We start from the raw sequence: 18,485 nt of genomic DNA, 5'->3' as shown, positions 1-18,485 counted from the left end.
TCACGAACTGGTCAATGAGTTCCTTCGGAATGGACGGCATCCGCGCCGCTCGGGCCTGGGCCGCAATCGTCGTTTTCCTGCTTGGCATACATGCTCCTCATCGTCATGATATGCCTCGCACACAAAATTCCGGACACCCTCACGGTGCCAACATTAAGAGCTTGAATCAGGGAACGCTTTCCGCTATCGCGGTTCCCGTGCCTGCCATGTCTGTGCAGCAATGCGTAATCGAACGCGTAAATAGACTGATTGAGGAAAGGGACCGGATCGATGCGCTTTACCAGCGCAAACTCGCTGCCCTCGACGAACTCAAGCAATCCCTCCTCCACCAAGCCTTCAGTGGGCAGCTATGAACCACCCGATGGCAGGAGTGAACGGGCTACCATCAACGGTCCGAGCCACCCCATTCCCCGCCGTGACGCGCATCGCCCAGGAGCCCACATGGCCAAGAGCAACCTGCTGAAGACCGCCGACGTCACGTTCCTGGACCTGCTCGGTAACGGCAAGAAGTACCGCGTGCCGGCCTTCCAGCGCGATTACGCCTGGGAGGAAGAGCAGTGGGAAGACCTGTGGGGCGACATCGTCGAGTTGCGTGACACGGGCGGCGCCCACTACATGGGCGCCATCGTGCTGAAGGCGATCAGCGACCGCGAGTTCGAGATCATCGACGGGCAGCAGCGCGTGGCCACGCTGAGCCTGCTGGCGTTGGCCGTGATCCACTGTCTGGGCACGCTGCCGGCTGGCGAGCCGGATCGCCGGGCCAACCTCGACCGGGCCATCCAGCTGCGCAACCGGTTCATCGGTGAGAAGGACCCGGCCTCGCTGCAGGAGAGCAGCAAGCTCTTTCTCAACGACACGGACGACGGGTTCTACCAGGACTACCTGGTGCAGTTGCGCACGCCCATGAATCCACGTGCGCTGCCGAAATCGAATCGCCTGCTCTGGCAGTGCCTTCAGTGGTTCGTCAACCGCATCGCGGCACTCGAGCTCGAGGGCGAGGCTCTCGCCCGGCTGCTGTCCGACACGGTCTCGCGGCAGTTGCTGTTCATCCAGATCACGGTGGAAGACGACCTGAGTGCCTACACGGTGTTCGAGACGTTGAACGCGCGTGGCCTGGAGTTGTCGGCGACGGACCTGCTGAAGAATTACTTGTTCTCGCGTGTGAGGACCCCTACGGATCTGTCGGCGCTTCAGCGACGTTGGGCGCACCTGATCGGCGTGGTCCGGCAGGAAAGATTTCCCGATTTTCTGCGCTACCACCTGTTGTGTCGCGATGCGCGCATTCGCAAGCAGCGCTTGTTCAAGATTGTTCGCGACGAAGTCCGCTCGGCTGCGGATGTGTTCGATCTGATGGAGGCGTTGGAGCGGCGAGCCGAGCTGTTCGCGGCGATGGACGACACTGCGCACGAGTACTGGGCTGACCGGCCTGCGGCTCGCCTCTACGTGCGCGATCTGCAAGTCTTCGGCGTGCGCCAGCACATGCCCTTGGTGTTCGCCGCCTGGGAGCAGCTGAGTGCGGACGATTTCGTTCGCGTACTCAAGCTGCTTTGCGTGGTGTCATTCCGGCATACCGTGATCGGAGCCCTCAACACGAACGAACTGGAGCCCGCCTATCACCACGCCGCCAAGGGGCTGCTCGAGGGTCGGATCACGTCGCCGGCCCAGGTGTTCCACGCGATCCGGGATATCTATGTCGACGACGAACGCTTCGTCCGTGACTTCGCCGCCAAGGAGATCGAGACCCAGGGTCGGCGCAAGAGGCTGGCGAAGTACATCCTGTGCCAGCTCGAGGGCGATGCGTCTGGGCAGTCTCTGAACTGGGAGACCGACATGGGCACCATCGAGCATGTACTGCCGGAGAACCCGTCAGGAGACTGGGACGGCTTGTTCCCGCCGGACCGGCAGAAGGACTTCATCTACCGCCTCGGCAACCTCGCGCTGCTCGAGCCGGCGATCAACCGTGACGCACGCAATGCGCTGTTCGACCAGAAGCAAGGTTTGTTTGCCAAGAGTGCCTATGCCGGCGCCAGGGACCTGGCGTCTGGGCCCAGCGAGTGGACACCCGCGGTGCTGACCGTGCGGCAGGAGCGCATGGCGCAGCGCGCTGCCCACATCTGGCGTTCAGACTTCGTTTGAACCTGCCCGTGCGAGTGCGGATGACGCGCCATATGGGGTTGGGGTACACGGCGACGCCAGAGGTCAGCGTCGTGGGGCCTGCTTTATCGCTGGCCGGTACATCGCCGCGCCCGCGAGTAAATGTCTTTGAGAACCAAGCACTTGCTCATTTAATCGCAAACCGTGGTCGCTTGCGGTTTCTTGATCGAGTCTTGATCCTGCGGGGTAGTCTGGCATTCTGGCGCTGGCCAAACCCCTACAAATCAAATACGTACGCCAGACTTGGGAGTCGAAGATTTCTTGATCGGGTATTGATCGCGAACCCCAGGAACGGCTCGAGAAAGCGAAACGCCCCGATGACCCTCACCGAGGCTGTAGCGCCGACCGGGCACTCCCAATCCACTTGCCGTCCAGCCTACGGCAATCCGCTCTGCCCATGAACGAAGCCGAAACCCGCGCCGAGCACATCGACCCCGCGCTCAAGGCCGCCGGCTGGGGCGTGGTCGAGGGCAGCCGGGTGCTGCGTGAGCACGGGATCACGCTCGGGCGCTTGCAGCCCGGATCGGCTGGCGCGGGCCAGGGCCGGCGCGCGCGGGCCGAGATCGCCGACTACTTGCTGGTCTACCGCAACACCAAGCTCGCGGTGGTGGAGGCCAAGGCCTGGGCGCAGGCGCACACCGAGGGCGTGGCGCAGGCCAAGAGCTACGCCGCCAAGCTGGCGGTGCGCTTCACCTACAGCACCAACGGGCAGGCGATCTACGGCGTCGACATGGCCACGGGCGCCGAGGGCGACGTGGTGGGCTTCCCCAGCCCCGAGGCGCTGTGGGCGCAGACCTTTGGGCAAGCCGAGGCTGCGGCCGCGGCGTGGCGCGAGCGCTTTGCCGCCATCCCGTTCGAGGACAAAGGTGGTACCTGGCAGGGGCGCTACTACCAGGAGATCGCGATCGCCCGCGTGCTGGAGGCCATCGGCGACGGGCGCGACCGCATCCTGCTCACGCTGGCCACCGGCACCGGCAAGACCTTCATCGCCTTTCAGCTGGCCTGGAAGCTGTTCCACAGCCGCTGGAACCTGAACGACTGGCGCGGTGGCACAGAGCCGTCGCGCCGGCCGCGCATCCTGTTCCTGGCCGATCGCAACATTCTGGCTGACCAGGCCTACAACGCGTTCTCGGCCTTTGCCGACGATGCGCTGGTGCGCATCGACCCGGCCGACATTCGCCGCAAGGGGCGCGTACCGAAGAACGGCAGCATCTTCTTCACCATCTTCCAGACCTTCATGAGCGGCCCCGGCGGCGCGCCCTACTTCGGCGAGTATCCGCCGGACTTCTTCGACTTCATCGTCATCGACGAGTGCCACCGGGGCGGTGCCAATGACGAAGGCACCTGGCGCGCGATCCTCGATTACTTCAGCGCCTCAGTACAGCTGGGCCTGACGGCCACGCCGAAGCGCACGGTGAACGCCGACACCTACGCCTACTTCGGCGAGCCGGTGTACCAGTACTCGCTGAAGGAGGGCATCAACGACGGCTTCCTCACGCCCTTCAAGGTGCGGCAGATCGCCACCACGCTGGACGAGTACGTCTACACGCCCGACGACCAGATCGTCGAGGGCGACATCGAGGCTGGCCGCCGCTACGAGGAGAAGGACTTCAATCGGCTCATCGAGATCAAGGAACGCGAGGCCTACCGCGTGAAGATCTTCATGGATTCCATCGACCCGCGCGAGAAGACGCTCGTGTTCTGCGCCACCCAGCTGCACGCGCTGGCTGTGCGCGACCTGATCAACCAGCGCAAGACGGTGGCCGACCCGAACTACTGCGTGCGCGTCACCGCCAACGATGGTGCGCTTGGCGAGCAGCACCTGCGCGACTTCCAGGACAACGAGAAGACCATCCCGACCGTCCTGACCACCTCGCAGAAGCTCTCGACGGGCGTGGATGCGCGCAACGTGCGCCACATCGTCCTGATGCGGCCGATCAACTCGATGATCGAGTTCAAACAGATCATCGGGCGCGGCACCCGGCTCTACGACGGCAAGGACTACTTCACCATCCACGATTTCGTGAAGGCCTACCACTTGTTCAGCGACTCCGAGTGGGACGGTGAGCCGGTGGAGCCTGAGCCGCGAGTGGTGACGACTGACGGCAAGTCGCCACCCGGGGAGGTGAACGAGCCACCGCCAACCGAGACCGAGGTCGAGGACAAGCCGCCCGCCAAGATCAAGGTGCGCCTGGCCGACGGCAAGGAGCGCCAGCTTCAGCACATGGCCGCCACCTCGTTCTGGAGCGCCGATGGCCGGCCGATGTCGGCCGCGCAGTTCCTCGAGTCGCTGTTTGGTGCGCTGCCCGAGTTCTTCAAGGACGAGGACGAGCTGCGTCGCCTGTGGAGCGACCCCGACACGCGACGCAAGCTGCTGGCCGGGCTGGCCGACAAGGGCTTCGGGCGCGAGCCGCTCGCCGAGATGCAGAAGGTGATCGAGGCCGAGAACAGCGACCTGTTCGATGTGTTGGCCTATGTGTCCTTCGCCGCGCCCCCGGTGTCGCGCGCCGAGCGGGCCGCCGCAGCGAAAGCGGCCACCGGTGCCGAGTTCACCGACAAGCAGCGCGCCTTCATCGATTTCGTGCTCGCGCAGTACGTGGCGCAGGGCGTGGACGAGCTCGACGCCGAGAAGCTCTCACCGCTGCTGAAGCTCAAGTACCGTAATGCGATTGCAGACGCCTTCGCGGAGCTCGGCCGGCCGGATCAGGTACGGCGGGTGTTCGTGGGGTTTCAGCGGCACTTGTATACGGCTTAGTCCAACAAGCGGTTGGACAATTTCCGCCAACGGCCCCTCGGGGTGGCTCGGTTGGTTCTAAGGCGAGTTTGATAGCCAATTGTGCAAGCAGTGCTTGCACTTCTGGACGGCGGCCGCATCAGCAGGCGGGCCGCGGCCGGGCTGGGCGGTGCGGCGAGGGCGCTTGCTTTGTTATCTTCTCCGGGAGATAACAACGTGTAGGAAGCTGGAAAGAGTATAGGTTTCAAGCAGTTGGGCCCAGACTACTTATCCGGCGTGCTCTCCTGAGAGACGTGGAGCATTCCGGCCACCTTGTCATTGGCAGGTCGGATGTCTCGCCGCTTGGCAGCGCTGTTCACCGGCGCGTGGTCTGTGCCTTCAAAGACGAGATTCGCTACACGTCGTGGAGCGAATTGACTATTGAACCCGGACGGCTTGCGGCGGCACGTACACGCGCCTTGCGATTGTGTACACAAAGCCGGGAGAATCCCGGGATCGTCGACTTCTGGCCGGGAGCCCCTGTATGGATACGCCGTCTGTCGGCATCCGCGAGTTCCGCGCGTCGCTCGCTGAGTACATCGACACGGACGCCCCTGTCACCATCACCCGGCATGGGCAGACGGTCGGCCTGTTCGTGCCACTGCGTCGTCCCAGCGCTGAAGACCTGCAGCGCCTGGAGGCGGCGGCGGCCAAGGTCCGCGAGTCCATGCCGTTGAGCGACGACGAGGTGGAGGCCGTGGTGGCGGATTTCGGCGCGTTGCGGCGAGGTCTTCCACTGCCCAGCCACGACCGCGGGTGAGATGCCTGCGTTCAGTCAGGAAGACGACACGGAGAGATCTTTCCGCGTACACATGCATGTACACATCAGCCCCTGGCTCGCTGAACCCGAGCAACCACGCGCCTTCCAGCCCATGATGCGGTTCTGCATCTGGAAGTAGGTGGGGGTCCGAGGGGTTCCGGAGACTTGCGAGGAAATCGTACAAACCATTTACGTCTTCGGCGGCGGTGACGTGGTCCGTACCGATCACACCGGCGAGTCCATGCGCCAGCACGTGGAACAGCGCCGCCAGGCGTACGATGTTCTCCGCGGCCTTGGCCGCCAGATCGCGGATATCCGCCAAGTCGCCGCCCGGAGCCAGCGTCTGCTCGATCCGGTCGTGCGCCCGCACCCACGCGGTGTGTGCCGGCGGTCGCGCAGGCGGAACGACGGCTTGCGTCGGCGGTCCACGGCGACCTCGCCGCCGACCCACAGCGGGCTCAGCAGTGCGAGGTTACGCAGGTGGGTCTTGTAGCCCATGTCGCGGGCTCCAAAGACGCCAGCCTCGGCCGACATCACGGCGCCGCTGGACGTGGACTGCATCCACATCGATGGCTCCGTCGGGGCCGTACGCCGGCACCGCGAAGCTCACCGGGCTCGATCCGCAGGCTTACCTGCGACACGTGATCGAGCGCATCGCCGACCATCCGTCCAATCGCGTGCACGAGTTGCTGCCTTGGGCTGTCGCCGATGCGATCGGTGCTGCTCGGACACCTGTCGGCTAAGCCTCAGCTCGTCAAGGCGGTAGGGACCGGACGCCCGCGTTTATACAAAGCTTTTCAAAGTTATCGTTCAAAAGTAAACTATCAAACATTGCTATAACCTGCGTTTCCCATGGACTCCATTCGAAACCCGTTTGTGCCAGGCGCAGGCTCACCTCCGGTCGAGCTTGCCGGTCGCGATGCACTCCTCGAGGAGATGCGCGTCGCGCTACAGCGTGCCCGAATCGGCAGACACGCGAAGAGCGCGATGCTGGTTGGCCTGCGCGGGGTCGGAAAGACCGTCCTGCTGGACCGAATCCGGGGCGACGCCGAGGCGGCAGGGATCCACACGATCCGCATCGAGGCGCCTGAGGGGCGATCACTGCCCGCGATCCTCGCTCCCCAGTTGCGGCAGGCTTTGCTGCGGCTGAGCAACGTTGCTGCCGCGAGGGACTATGCTGTCCGTGGACTGCGTGCACTTGCCGGCTTCGCCGGCAAGATGAAGATCAAGTATCAGGACCTGGAGGTCGGCCTGGACTACGAGCCCGAGCCTGGCCTGGCCGACAACGGTGACCTTGAGCATGATCTACAGGCCCTCTTCGAGCAGGTCGGCCGCGCGGCGAAGGCCGCCGGTACTGCTGTGGCGATCTTCATCGACGAGCTGCAGTACGTGGCGGAGGACCAGCTGGCTGTGCTCATCACAGCCATGCACCGCATCGAGCAGCAGCAGCTGCCGGTCGTGCTTGTGGGTGCAGGACTGCCGCAGCTCCGCGGCCGGATGGGCAACGCGAAGTCCTATGCCGAGCGGCTGTTCAACTTCCCGGCGATCGGTGCCCTCCCGGGGCCAGCGGCTGAACGCGCGATTCGCGTGCCACTCGAGAAGGAAGGGGTCGACATCGACGAAGCCGCGCTGGTTCGGTTGGTGGAGGTCACGCGCGGGTATGCGTACTTCCTGCAGCAATGGGGTTTCCACACCTGGGAGCAGGCTGCGCGATCGCCGATCGGCATCGACGCCGTACAGCGCGCTTCGGGCAGCGCCGTGGCGGCGCTCGACGAAAGCTTTTTCCGGGTGCGATTCGATCGGCTGACGCCTAAGGAAAAGCGCTACCTGCGCACGATGGCCGAACTCGGACCAGGCCCACACCGCTCCGGCGACATCGCGGCGTGCTACCCAGCCAAAGTCACGTCGCTTGCGCCGACGCGCAATTCGCTGATCGCCAAGGGGATGATCTGGAGCCCGAACCACGGTGACACGGCTTTCACGGTCCCGATGTTCGACGAGTTCATGAAGCGCATCATCCCAGGCGCCGATTGGCGTCATGCGTAACGTCGCCTTCGAGCCCATCGCGAGCAGCGAAGCGCTCCACCGAAACAAAGCTTCCGATGCCGCCACGTCGTGTGTACGCCCATGTACACATCCGCCCGCCTACCCGCCAATCCCCGCAACCATGCGCCTTCCAGCCCATGATGCGGTTCTGCATCGGGATTAGCCTACCTCCCGATTCAGTCCCCAATGAACACCATTCGCCGTCCCGCGAACTGCCTGGGTATCAAGGCTAACGTGACGGCGGTACTCGGGTCGCTCTACTGCCAGGTCGAAGCCGTTTCTGCGAGGGGTTCGATCACCAACTGGAGCAGGCGGCGGCCGGTAGCGGCGAACGCGTCCCGGTTGACTTCCATTGAAGCGAGGAGTCCTTTGTTGCAAATCGACAGCGCCTGGTCGCGGTCCCCGTCGCTGTCCATCAATTCGCGAAGGCCGGCGCCGGCCCCCTGTGCTAACTGCTTTGCCCGACCCGGGAAACATTCGCGTAGCGCCTCGCCCATTCGACGGGCCCATGATTCGAGCTCTGCGGTACCGTTGCGACGGTCCTGTTCCGCGGTCAACCATGCCAAAGCAACGACGCGTCCGAGATCCTTGTTGGAACGCTTATCCTCCGTGCCCTTGATGAAATCGTCGTCGATCTTCGGATGATGGAGCAGATTGGCCAGCGCCATCATTTCAGGCCGGGCTACGCGCACGCCGTGTTTTGTCTCGACGGGGTTCCATTCCGCCAGCGCAAGGTAGTTGAAGCTGCAGATCGCGAAGTGGCCAAGGGGGTCTGTACGCGGTGGAACGTTTTGTCCTGCTCGGATTTCGTGTCAGGCGCGCCGAGCAGTTCAAGGAACCAATCTGAGCCGCCCTCAGCTTCAGGCGGGCTGAGACGGATCATCGGCAGCTCGTCGTCGGGCGTTTGGGCGTTGCCGGGCTCGGCCCAGTCACCTATCTTGCGTTGTTGCCAATTCGCTTCCAGCAAGCGCTCGGTCACTTGCCCAGCAGCCGCAACGGCTTTCGCAAAAGGCGAGAACATGCAGTCGACATCCTTTGTGCGAATGCTTCTCTGACCATCGCCCGAGAAAAAGTGGTACCCGGCTGCCAGGCTGCCAATGACGATGACGTTCGGCCGGCAGTCTTCTGGGAGCGCTGCGGCAATCTGGGCCATCACGGCATCGGGTGTCAGTGGGGTCATGGAGTTGATCTGCCTTCCTTGTTTGTCAGCTCCATGTGGTGGGCCATCTCGGACGCTTCGCGAGTGAATCCCATGTCAATAAGGTCCGCCAGGCATTCTAGTTCGCCGGCCCATCGCTCCAGTGGCTGGGATCCAGCATTCGTGATGACCCACGGGTCGCGAGTCGCATGCACAGCCAAGGCAACCCGTTGCTCCGGCCGGGTCTTGGGGCGCAGGCCAGCATCGATCATTTCGGCGACGTGCGTCGGATCTGCGCTGGCGGACAGGTCTAGCCGTGGCGCGGCCGTGATGTCCAGTTCCGGGAAGTGCCTGGAGGCACCCAGGACGCCGCCGATGCGGACGTTTCGAGGCAGCTTGCTCGCATCCTGGAGTTGGGCAAGGCGTTTGGCCATCTGCTCGGGCGTCGCGTGGCCGGTCGGATCGGTGAACAGGTGCGCCTTGCGCAGTCTTGCATGGTCACGTGCCAGGTCCATCCATTCGCCGATGGTCAAATGTCGCAACCGGACGCCGCGCTCGCTGCTGTTTTCCAGCCACCCCTTTTCCCCGAGTTCCTTGAGCACGGTCGCCACAGTCGGGTAGCTCGCGCCGGATGTTTCCTGAAGGCGCTTCACCGTCACTGGTGGTTGGTTCCACAGGCGAAGCTGCGCCAAGGTGGCGACAACGATCTGGCGCTGCGGCAGTTTCGGCGCGTGCCCTCGCAGGCGCTCGGTTGTGATCAGTCCTTCGAGCCATTCATAGAAGGCGCTCGGCACGGCTTCGAGTGATCCGCTGAACGCTGTCGGGCTGTGGCTTTGGACGCCTCTGTTCGCCAGGAAGTGGATTCGATCGGCCAGCTCCGGACGGAGTACGCCGCGGAGTCGATTCAGTTCCTCCCCGAGACGGGCCTGGGACAGGCGCGAATCAACGACCACGCACACGGCCTGGCTCTTGGACGACTCGCCATCGACGAGGTAGGCGAGTGCTAGCAGTGCGCCCCGTACGTCCCGCATGCTGTTGGTCCGCTTGACTTCGACCAGGATCGGGCCAGCAGTGCCTTCCCAGCGGCCGTTCGCTTGGTTGTCGCCTGCATTGTTGAGGTCGCTACTAATCATTGAGTTGCTACTTTAATTCTTACGTGGCAACTTGACAAGGAGGTGGCGACTGAACGGTCTCCTTGGACCAATTGCGCAAGGGGTGCTTGCACAGGCAGGTCGCCCGACAGGAGATCACCAGCCACGGCGGGCGTATCGACGCTGGCTATCGGGCCCAATGGTTCTCTGGTGCCGGTGATCGGGCTTGAGCGCGACCGCACGGAGCCCTGCTCATCCGCTGCGGCATGGTGAGATCTTTTCATGTACACACGCATGTACACATCAGCCCATGTCGCCCTGACCCCCAGCATCCACGCGCCTTCCAGCCCATGATGCAGTTCTGCATCGGAAGTAGGTGGGGAAAACGACAATCGGCGACAGGCGGGCGCTACAGGTGACCACTGAGGATTTGTGAGGTATCGGCTGGCGCGAGTCGGGCCAGGGCCTTGATGGGCAGGTGGCGTGATCCGCGGCGAGCGGAAGCGGCTCTTCGATCAATGGGCGGCTATCCACCCGCACGAGAGATCCGCTTCCCGAGGTGTGTTGCGTATACCGGCACGCCGACGTGTGTCACGAAGAGGTCAATTGGCTTTGAAGCTCGGAACTGGATGGCTCTCAAGCCATAATCTAGGCATAGTACCGGCGCGAGCACGATTTTGGCGGAGCGCGTTGACAAATGAATTCGAATGGTTACACTCGAAGTCAATTGAATTAAGCCAAGACTATCCGCCATGGTTACTCATGCATCCGCCACTTCGATGGAGCCGCTGTCCGCTCGCATCCCGAGTGATCTGTACTTATGGCTTGCACAGCTCCAGGTCGAAGGTGCCACCACTAACAGCGACAAGCTGCGGGTGCTGCTCGGACAGATCAAGCGACAGCACGACGGAGCGCTCGACTATGTGGCGGCACACGCTTGGGCGCGCGACCTGATGGGCAGGCTGCGTGAGTCGCTTGTCCGTACCGAGGGCCGAACCGGTAAGCACTCCGAAGTGGTGAGCCTGCTGCTCGATCACCTGACGTCCATGTTGGCGCTGGTGGTCAGCCGCGCGCCCGCCAACGAAGGGGATGCCAACAAGTTCGAAGAAGCACTGGCCCGGCGGGCTTTCGCCCTTTTTGAGACGCTGCTGCGCCAAGGAACCACTCCGCATGCTGCGGCTTACGATCCGACGGTTGTGCGGCGCCTGATGGGCCCGACGATCGAGTTGGTCATGAACCTGCAAACCTCGAAAGGATCCTGAGATGTCCGAAACCCTCAACGCTCGTGTCGGTCGAGTGATCGCTGGCGGCGTACATGCGTTGCTTGATCGTATCGAAGACCAAGCGCCCGAGGCCATGATGGAGCAGGCTCTCCGGGAAGCTGACGCAGTCATCGACGACGTCAGGCACGAACTGGGCGTCGTCTCGGCAAATCGACATCTGTCGCAGCAGCAGCATGCCAGCCTGAACAGCCAACACGCCAAGTTGGCAGCTCAGATTGATGAGGCACTCAACGTTGGGCGGGAGGATCTGGCCCGGGCTGCAGTTGCGAGACAACTGGACATCGAAGCTCAATTGCCAGTACTCGAGACCACACTTGGCGAGTACACCCGGCAGGAAGGCGAGCTACAGGGCTATGTCGCTGCACTCCTGGCGAAGAAGCGGGAAATGCAGGATGCACTGTCGGAGTTTCGCAAAAGCCGCGCCGTGGCTTCTGCAACCACCTCGTTGAAGGGCGGGGCAGCCGGGAGCGACGCAGAACATCGTATCGAAAGCGTCACCGGCGCGTTCGATCGAATCTACGAGCGGCAAACGGGTCTGTCCGGCACGGCGCGTGGCAACACCGTACAGCAGGCTGCTCAGCTCCGGGAACTGGACGACATGGTGCGTGACAACAAGATCGCGGAGCGCATGGCACAACTGAGGGCGAACAAGGCATGAGCCTGTTCACGGCGCCGCAGAACCTGCCCTTCGGCATCGGTTTTGCGCTGATTGTCGGCATTGCCCTTTTCGAAGGGCTGGGCATGCTCGTCTCGATGAGTCCTAGCAACCTTCTTGATGATCTACTGCCTGAGATCGATGGCGACTCGGGGCTGGATCGCGTGCTCGGCTGGCTGCACTTGGGCAAGGTCCCGGCGCTGGTGTTGCTGCTGCTCTTTCTCAGCGGATACACCACGTTCGGCTACAGCTTGCAGTTGGTGGCCAACGGCTTATTCGGCGGCTACCTGCCGGGCTGGCTAGCAGGGCTGCTCGCTGTGCCGGCAGGCATGGCTACCGTGCGCGGCCTAGGATCATTGATTTCGCACATCATCCCACGCGATGAAACCAGCGTGGTCAGTGAACAAAGCCTCGTGGGCCGCGTGGGTGTGATCGTTGGGGGCGGCGCACGGCGGGGACTGGCGGCGCAGGCGAGGGTTAAGGACAGTCACGGCCGCTCGCACTACCTCATGGTTGAACCCGACATCGACGACGAGGTCTTCGCCGAAGGAACACAGGTTCTGATTGTCAGGAAGGCGGGAGCTTTCTACCGGTGCATTGCCAATCCGCACCCGACTCTGATGTAGCGGCCGATGCCCCAGGCACGGATCATTGCATATAGACAACATACGACATGAGTAATCTGAACATGGGTAATCTGATCCAGCTAGTGGCCATCTCAGGCATCGTGTTCGTAGCTCTGTTTACGATCGGTGTCGTCTTCGCGCGGTTGTACAAGCGGTCAACAAAAGAGACGGCTTTCGTTCGGACCGGCTTGGGCGGACAGAAGGTGATCATGGACGGTGGGGCGATCGTGCTGCCAGTTTTCCATGAACGCGTGCTCGTGAACATGAACACCCTGAAGCTCGAAGTCGTTCGCCGCGAGCGTGAAAGCCTGATCACCAAGGACAGGATGCGTGTCGATGTCACTGCAGCGTTCTTTGTCAGGGTAAAGCAGACCGAGGAATCAGTGAGCATCGCCGCCCAGACACTTGGTGCCCGTACCATGAGTCCGGATGAGTTGAAGGCCCTTGTGGAGGACAAGTTCGTCGATTCGCTGCGAGCAACGGCTGCGACCATGACGATTCAGGAGCTCCAGGACAAGCGCCGCGATTTCGTGCAGGCTGTGCAGAACGCGGTCGCGGAAGACTTGGAAAAGAACGGGCTCGAGTTGGAGTCGGTGTCACTCACGAGCCTTGACCAGACGGATAAGCAGTTCTTCAACCCGAACAACGCGTTCGATGCAGAGGGTCTCACCCGACTCACCGAGCAGACGGAAGCCCGTCGCAAGCAGCGTAACGATGTGGAACAGGACACAGAGGTTCAGGTGCGCGCCAAGAACCTCGACGCCACGCGCCAGAAGCTCACGATCGAGAAGGATCAGGAATTCGCCTCGCTGGGTCAGCAGCGCGAGATCGAGGTCACGCGCGCCGAGCAGGCGGCGTTGATCTCATCACAGCAGGCTGAGCGCAGTCGCGAAGCGGAGGCGGCGAAGATCGAGGCAGAGCGGCAAGTCAGCCAGAAGCGTATCGAAGCCGAGCGTGAAATCAAGGCGGCCGAGATCGAGAAGAACCTCGTGATCCAGACTCGGGAGATCGAGCTGGAGCGCAAGACGGAAATGCAGCGCGCTGAGCAGCGCAAGCAAGTGGAGATCGCGCGTCAGGACACGCAGATCGCGATCGCAACGAAGTCGCGCGAGCAGTCTGACGCGGATGCAGCCGCTAACCTGGCGCGGGCTGAGGCGGTCAAGGCGGAAGAGGCGGTAAACACCTCCCGCCAGGTGGCAGTCGCCGAGCGCGAAAAGAGCATTCAACTGATCGAGGCCTCGAAGGAAGCTGAGCAGAACGCTATTTCGGTCAAGGTCTCAGCTTCAGCCGAGAAGGAGGCAGCGCTGGACAGGGCCGAGGCGTTGACGATTGAGGCACGAGCGCGGCAAGCGGCCGCGCTGGCAGAAGCCGAAGGCAAGCGCGCGATCAACGAGGCGTTGAACACGCTTTCGGCTGCACAGATCGACTTGCAAGTCAGGACGCTCCTGCTGCAGCAGTTGCCGCAGATCCTCGAACAGGCTGTCCGGCCCATGGAGAAGATCGAGTCGATCCGCATCTTCCAGGTGGGTGGTATGCCGGGCGCGGCGAACGCCGGCACGGAGGGGGCTGCGAACCGCGCCAGCGGCGCCGGGGCGACTTTTCCTGAGCAGGTGATGAACTCGGCGCTGCAGTATCAACTCGCCAAGCCGATCGTTGATGCCGTCATGAAGGATGCCGGGTTGTCGAACGAAGGGATCACTGGAATGGCTGATGCACTTTCAGGAATGTTGAAGAAGCCCGAGGCGCAGCCCTGATTGTGCCGGACGCCGCCGCCCCGGATCGTGGGTGTGCGGTTCCTGATTGTGGATGCTAGGCGGGATCATCGCGGCAACGTGTACCCGTCTCCGGGAGTACCCGGACGTGGCCCTCAGGATGATTGTCGCTCTCTACGGCTTCCAGTCCGTGATGAGGGTTCAGCATCACGAAGTAGGTGGGGTTCCGAGGCAGGGTTGCTTCGGGGGGCGTCATCCACGAGCCCGGCAAGGTCGCCCTTGCAGGAAAGCTATCGCAGGATCGTGGCGAGTTCTGATCAAATGATCTACTATGTTTGATCAAAGGAGCAGATCATGACCGCACACGCCACCGCCGCAGGTACAAAGCGCAAGCCGGTGCCCAGCGCCGCCATCGCCAAGCCTGTCGTGACGTCGGACTGGCCCGCCGACGCGTCCTCGGCATGGTTTGTCCGCGTCTTTGCCATGCCTGCCATCGAGCGCGTGGCTGTCGCCAAGCGCGGCGTGCCAGCGGCTTCCATCGCGGGGCTTGCCCGGGCAACCGGTGAATCCAAGGAGCGTGTCATTGCTTTGCTCGGGCTGTCGCGGGCTACGGTGGACCGCAAGGCCCGAGCCAGTCAGGCCTTGTCGGTGGTCGAGAGCGAGCGCGTGATCGGCTTTGCCAGGCTCGTGGGGCAGGCGCAGGCTATGGTGGACGAGTCCGGCGGTTCCGCCGGCTTCGATTCCGCCCGCTGGGTGGCCGGGTGGCTCGAGCAGCCCATGCCGGCGCTGGGAGGTCTATCGCCAGGCGAGTACATGGACACGGCTGAGGGTCAGCAGATCGTGTCCGGCCTGCTGGAGAGGGCACGCGGCGGGGCGTATGCATGACACTGGTGTGGCGGATCGGTACTGATGCGCCTGGCTATACCGCCGACGATCTGACCGGCGCCGGTGCTGAGGCCACAGGTGGTCGCTGGAACCGCAAGGGCACACCGATGTTGTATGCGGCATCGAGCCGTGCGCTTGCCTGCCTGGAGACGATCGTTCACCTGAACGCAGGCGGCTTGCCCCTTGACCGGTATCTCGTCGAACTGGAGATCCCCGATCGCCTGGTGAAGACCGCCCTCCGGTTCGTGCCCCTCGAGCACATTGGTTGGGATGCAATCCCTGAGGGCAGGGTGAGCCTTGAAGCCGGGGAGGCCTGGCTGCGAGAAGGTGCATCGGCGGTGATGTTCGTGCCATCGGTGATCGTGCCGGAGGAGATGAACATCCTGATCAATCCGAAGCACGGCGACGTGCGTGCGATCCGTGTCCGGAAGGTTCGCAAGTGGACTTACGACTCGCGTCTGCAACGACCCTAGGCGCGGGGCATGTATATGCCCGCGTACACATGACCCCCCTACGCTGAACCCCCCTTAACGACGCGTCTTCCAGTCCGATTGCTGTGGCAAGTCGTTGATTTCATGATTGTCTGCGCCTTCGCGGAGCGCCGGCTTAGGCAAGACGCCGATCCAGGCCGCGCCGCGGGCGAGTCAGGCTACAGCGTCGAGTGGCTCCTCGGGTGGCGCCAGCAACGGTGTAAGGGCTGCTTGCACGGGCAGACCGCCTGCCAGACGCCGAGCGTCAGCTTGCCGCCGCTCATCGGGATCGAAAGCTGCACCGCGGTCAGGGCGGCGCGTACATGGGCAGGCATGTCGTCCGGACCTTCGTCGCGATGCCGGTACAGCGGGTCACCATCGGGGACGAGCCGGGCCATGAAGCGCTCGAGGTCGCCGAGTACCTCCGGATCGGCATTTTCCTGGATCAGCAGGCTGGCGGAAGTGTGACGCAGGAAGAGGGTGACCAGTCCGTCGGTGATGTTCGTGTCCGCAGCGGCTTTGGCGACACGTGCCGTGATGTCGTGAAGTCCGCGGCTGTCCGTGTCGAACAGGAGCGTCTGGATGACTTGTCTTTACATCTGGTGATTGTCTAGCAGTACGATGGCGTGCACAGTGATGGAGGGGCAGCCTTTCCCGGGTGCCTGCCAGGCGACGCGGAGCAGGCGGGCGCAGCAGGTCGCTGGTGTCGGTGGCTTGGGCGGGCAGGGGCCCGCGTCCAGGCAAGCCGAGCCTGAATGTTTCACGTGAAACAGCCAGCCGCCCGTTTCACGTGAAACATTCCGCAATTCGAGCGAGATTCAACCACGATTCAAATTGCCCATGCGAAGGGGCTCCCCTACAATCGGCGACCCTTCTCCAGTGCGGCGCTACCACGCAGCGCTCCCTGAGCCGTTCCCGTCCGGAAACCTCCATGTGGTACCCAACTCAATATGACGTGATCGTCGTCGGCGGCGGCCATGCCGGCACCGAGGCTGCGCTCGCGGCTGCGCGGAGCGGGCGTGCGACCCTGCTGCTGACCCATAACGTCGAAACGCTGGGCCAGATGTCGTGCAATCCGTCCATCGGGGGTATCGGCAAGGGGCACTTGGTCAAGGAAATCGACGCGCTGGGCGGTGTGATGGCGCAGGCGGCCGATGAGGCGGGCATTCAGTTCCGCATACTGAACTCGCGGAAGGGGCCGGCTGTCCGCGCGACTCGCGCGCAGGCGGATCGGGTGCTCTACAAGGCCGCCATCCGGCGCCGGATCGAGAATCAGCCGAACCTGGCCGTGTTCCAGCAGGCGGTCGATGATCTGATCATCGAGAACGGGCGGATCGCGGGCGCCATCACCCAATCGGGGATCCGTTTCCGGGCGCGCGCGGTCGTCCTGACCACCGGCACCTTTCTGTCCGGCCTGATCCACATCGGGATGACGAATCATGCGGCGGGCCGGGCAGGGGACCCGCCGTCGATCCGGCTGGCCGAGCACCTGCGCGAGCTGAAACTGCCGCTGGGTCGCCTGAAGACCGGTACACCGCCGCGCCTGGACGCCCGTACGATCGATTTTTCGGTGCTGGAACGGCAACCGGGAGACGATCCAGTCCCGGTCTTTTCATTCCTCGGCAGCCGCGACCAGCATCCGCGCCAGATTCCCTGCTGGATCACGCATACCAACAGCCATACGCATGACGTGATCCGCGAAAACCTCGACCGCTCGCCGATGTTCGCGGGGGTGATCGAGGGTGTCGGCCCGCGCTACTGTCCGTCGATCGAGGACAAGATCACCCGGTTCGCCGATCGCGACAGCCATCAGATCTTTCTCGAGCCGGAGGGGCTGACGGTCAACGAGATCTATCCGCAGGGTATGTCGACCAGCCTGCCGTTCGATGTGCAGATCGATTTCATGCGTTCGATCAAGGGCTTGGAGAACGTGCACATCGTACGTCCCGGCTATGCGATCGAATACGACTATGTCGATCCGCGCGCGTTGGGCGCCGCGCTGGAGCTGAAGGCGATCCCCGGGTTGTTCCTGGCCGGCCAGATCAACGGCACGACCGGCTATGAAGAGGCGGCGGCGCAGGGGTTGGTGGCCGGCATCAACGCGGCGCGCTCCGCGATCGGTGAAGCGGCATGGCATCCGCGGCGGGACGAGGCCTACATGGGCGTACTGGTCGACGACCTGATCACCCGTGGCGTCACCGAGCCATACCGGATGTTCACCAGCCGTGCCGAATACCGGCTGTCGCTGCGGGAAGATAACGCAGACATGCGATTGACCACGATCGGCCGTGAACTCGGGCTGGTCGACGATCATCGCTGGCAGCATTTCGAGCAGAAACGGGAGGCGATCGCGCGTGAATCCGAGCGCCTGAAGGCGACCTGGATCAACCCGAAAATCATCAGCGACGCCGACGCGCAACGTATTCTCGGGCAGTCCGTCGAGCGTGAGTATTCGCTGACACAACTCCTGAGCCGTCCGGAAGTCACCTATCGGTCACTGATGACGCTGCCAGGTGTCGGTCCGGGCGTACGCGACGAGGCGGTGGCGGAGCAGATCGAGATCGCGGCGAAGTACGCCGGCTACATCGGGCGTCAGGCCGATGAAATCGCCCGGCAGGATCAGCTCGAGACCACGCACCTGCCGGCGGATTTCGACTATCTTGCCCTCAGCGGGCTATCCATCGAAGCGCGCCAGAAGTTGAGCGCGCAACGCCCGGAGACGCTGGCCCAGGCCTCCCGCATGCCAGGCATCACGCCGGCAGCGATCTCGCTGCTCTGGGTTCATCTCAAGCGCCGCAATCGCGCCGATGCCGCCACCAGCCGCCGTCCGGCAGCGCGCTCGGCATGAGCCGCACCCAGCGCGCCGTGCCCGGCGCCCCGCGCTCTCCCAGT

The 18,485-nt window shown here is 63.3% G+C and carries 15 protein-coding genes and 1 pseudogene; 12 read left to right on the top strand and 4 right to left on the bottom strand.

The window, feature by feature from the left end; all coding sequences use genetic code 11:
• Positions 1–441: 441 nt before the first annotated feature.
• From ING98_20395 to ING98_20375, 5 genes and pseudogenes are all read left to right on the top strand, one after another.
• A complete protein-coding gene (locus tag ING98_20395; GenBank protein MCA3104237.1) occupies positions 442–2,136 on the top strand; it encodes a DUF262 domain-containing protein in 1,695 nt (564 codons plus the stop codon).
• Between the two features lie 415 nt (positions 2,137–2,551).
• Positions 2,552–4,909, top strand: coding sequence for a DEAD/DEAH box helicase family protein (locus ING98_20390; GenBank protein MCA3104236.1), 2,358 nt, complete (start codon positions 2,552–2,554; stop codon positions 4,907–4,909).
• Positions 4,910–5,411: 502 nt separating this feature from the next.
• Positions 5,412–5,687 carry a type II toxin-antitoxin system Phd/YefM family antitoxin gene (locus tag ING98_20385; protein MCA3104235.1) on the top strand — a complete coding sequence of 92 codons (276 nt, stop codon included), beginning with the start codon at positions 5,412–5,414 and terminating at the stop codon, positions 5,685–5,687.
• Positions 5,688–6,283: 596 nt separating this feature from the next.
• A pseudogene (locus ING98_20380) lies at positions 6,284–6,430 on the top strand (transposase domain-containing protein).
• Between the two features lie 109 nt (positions 6,431–6,539).
• Positions 6,540–7,733 (top strand): ATP-binding protein, encoded by a 1,194-nt coding sequence (locus tag ING98_20375; GenBank protein ID MCA3104234.1) that lies wholly within the window; start codon positions 6,540–6,542, stop codon positions 7,731–7,733.
• A 257-nt stretch (positions 7,734–7,990) separates the two neighbouring features.
• Here ING98_20375 and ING98_20370 read toward each other — a convergent pair whose 3' ends face one another.
• Genes ING98_20370 through ING98_20360 form a run of 3 tightly spaced genes read right to left on the bottom strand, consistent with a single transcriptional unit; the run spans position 7,991 to position 10,004 of the window.
• Positions 7,991–8,401: a hypothetical protein gene (locus tag ING98_20370; GenBank protein ID MCA3104233.1), complete on the bottom strand. Its 411-nt coding sequence runs from the start codon at positions 8,399–8,401 to the stop codon at positions 7,991–7,993.
• Positions 8,402–8,415: 14 nt separating this feature from the next.
• Positions 8,416–8,913 (bottom strand): hypothetical protein, encoded by a 498-nt coding sequence (locus ING98_20365; GenBank protein MCA3104232.1) that lies wholly within the window; start codon positions 8,911–8,913, stop codon positions 8,416–8,418.
• Positions 8,910–10,004: a hypothetical protein gene (locus ING98_20360; GenBank protein MCA3104231.1), complete on the bottom strand. Its 1,095-nt coding sequence runs from the start codon at positions 10,002–10,004 to the stop codon at positions 8,910–8,912. The genes ING98_20365 and ING98_20360 overlap by 4 nt, the downstream gene beginning before the upstream one ends.
• Positions 10,005–10,714: 710 nt before the next feature.
• Between ING98_20360 and ING98_20355 the strand changes: the two genes are divergently transcribed.
• The 6 genes from ING98_20355 to ING98_20330 all read left to right on the top strand — a co-directional run bounded on the left by ING98_20355 (position 10,715) and on the right by ING98_20330 (position 15,596).
• Positions 10,715–11,224 carry a hypothetical protein gene (locus ING98_20355; GenBank protein MCA3104230.1) on the top strand — a complete coding sequence of 170 codons (510 nt, stop codon included), beginning with the start codon at positions 10,715–10,717 and terminating at the stop codon, positions 11,222–11,224.
• 1 nt (position 11,225) lies between these two features.
• Entirely contained in the window at positions 11,226–11,903 is a 678-nt protein-coding gene (locus tag ING98_20350) for a PspA/IM30 family protein (protein MCA3104229.1), read from the top strand.
• On the top strand, positions 11,900–12,526 hold the full coding sequence (locus ING98_20345) for a YqiJ family protein (protein MCA3104228.1): 627 nt from the start codon (positions 11,900–11,902) through the stop codon (positions 12,524–12,526). The genes ING98_20350 and ING98_20345 overlap by 4 nt, the downstream gene beginning before the upstream one ends.
• Positions 12,527–12,588: 62 nt before the next feature.
• Entirely contained in the window at positions 12,589–14,280 is a 1,692-nt protein-coding gene (locus ING98_20340; protein MCA3104227.1) for a flotillin family protein, read from the top strand.
• A 441-nt stretch (positions 14,281–14,721) separates the two neighbouring features.
• Positions 14,722–15,123: a DUF2384 domain-containing protein gene (locus tag ING98_20335; GenBank protein ID MCA3104226.1), complete on the top strand. Its 402-nt coding sequence runs from the start codon at positions 14,722–14,724 to the stop codon at positions 15,121–15,123.
• The gene (locus ING98_20330) at positions 15,120–15,596 is read left to right on the top strand and encodes an RES family NAD+ phosphorylase (protein MCA3104225.1); all 477 of its coding nucleotides are present in this window, start codon (positions 15,120–15,122) and stop codon (positions 15,594–15,596) included. Before ING98_20335 ends, ING98_20330 begins: the two co-directional genes overlap by 4 nt.
• Positions 15,597–15,772: 176 nt before the next feature.
• On the opposite strand, the gene ING98_20325 is transcribed toward ING98_20330, so the two are convergent.
• Positions 15,773–16,177: a YjbQ family protein gene (locus ING98_20325; GenBank protein MCA3104224.1), complete on the bottom strand. Its 405-nt coding sequence runs from the start codon at positions 16,175–16,177 to the stop codon at positions 15,773–15,775.
• A gap of 347 nt (positions 16,178–16,524) precedes the next feature.
• On the opposite strand from ING98_20325, the gene mnmG reads away from it, so the two are divergent.
• Positions 16,525–18,441: a tRNA uridine-5-carboxymethylaminomethyl(34) synthesis enzyme MnmG gene (gene mnmG, locus ING98_20320; GenBank protein ID MCA3104223.1), complete on the top strand. Its 1,917-nt coding sequence runs from the start codon at positions 16,525–16,527 to the stop codon at positions 18,439–18,441.
• Positions 18,442–18,485: the final 44 nt, after the last annotated feature.

The organism is Rhodocyclaceae bacterium (assembly GCA_020248265.1).
Lineage (GTDB): Bacteria > Pseudomonadota > Gammaproteobacteria > Burkholderiales > CAIKXV01 > CAIKXV01.
The sequence above is the reverse complement of the archived record's forward strand: the minus strand, read 5'-3'. Positions and strand labels throughout refer to the sequence as shown.

Excerpts from the sequence above, each read along its gene's own strand:
- ING98_20350 (MCA3104229.1), top strand. The coding sequence starts at position 11,226 with ATGTCCGAAACCCTCAACGCTCGTGTCGGTCGAGTGATCGCTGGCGGC.
- mnmG (MCA3104223.1), top strand. The coding sequence starts at position 16,525 with ATGTGGTACCCAACTCAATATGACGTGATCGTCGTCGGCGGCGGCCAT.
- ING98_20335 (MCA3104226.1), top strand. The coding sequence starts at position 14,722 with ATGCCTGCCATCGAGCGCGTGGCTGTCGCCAAGCGCGGCGTGCCAGCG.
- ING98_20370 (MCA3104233.1), bottom strand. The coding sequence starts at position 8,401 with ATGGCGCTGGCCAATCTGCTCCATCATCCGAAGATCGACGACGATTTC.
- ING98_20365 (MCA3104232.1), bottom strand. The coding sequence starts at position 8,913 with ATGACCCCACTGACACCCGATGCCGTGATGGCCCAGATTGCCGCAGCG.
- ING98_20345 (MCA3104228.1), top strand. The coding sequence starts at position 11,900 with ATGAGCCTGTTCACGGCGCCGCAGAACCTGCCCTTCGGCATCGGTTTT.
- ING98_20375 (MCA3104234.1), top strand. The coding sequence starts at position 6,540 with ATGGACTCCATTCGAAACCCGTTTGTGCCAGGCGCAGGCTCACCTCCG.
- ING98_20360 (MCA3104231.1), bottom strand. The coding sequence starts at position 10,004 with ATGATTAGTAGCGACCTCAACAATGCAGGCGACAACCAAGCGAACGGC.
- ING98_20395 (MCA3104237.1), top strand. The coding sequence starts at position 442 with ATGGCCAAGAGCAACCTGCTGAAGACCGCCGACGTCACGTTCCTGGAC.
- ING98_20330 (MCA3104225.1), top strand. The coding sequence starts at position 15,120 with ATGACACTGGTGTGGCGGATCGGTACTGATGCGCCTGGCTATACCGCC.
- ING98_20385 (MCA3104235.1), top strand. The coding sequence starts at position 5,412 with ATGGATACGCCGTCTGTCGGCATCCGCGAGTTCCGCGCGTCGCTCGCT.
- ING98_20355 (MCA3104230.1), top strand. The coding sequence starts at position 10,715 with ATGGTTACTCATGCATCCGCCACTTCGATGGAGCCGCTGTCCGCTCGC.
- ING98_20340 (MCA3104227.1), top strand. The coding sequence starts at position 12,589 with ATGGGTAATCTGATCCAGCTAGTGGCCATCTCAGGCATCGTGTTCGTA.
- ING98_20390 (MCA3104236.1), top strand. The coding sequence starts at position 2,552 with ATGAACGAAGCCGAAACCCGCGCCGAGCACATCGACCCCGCGCTCAAG.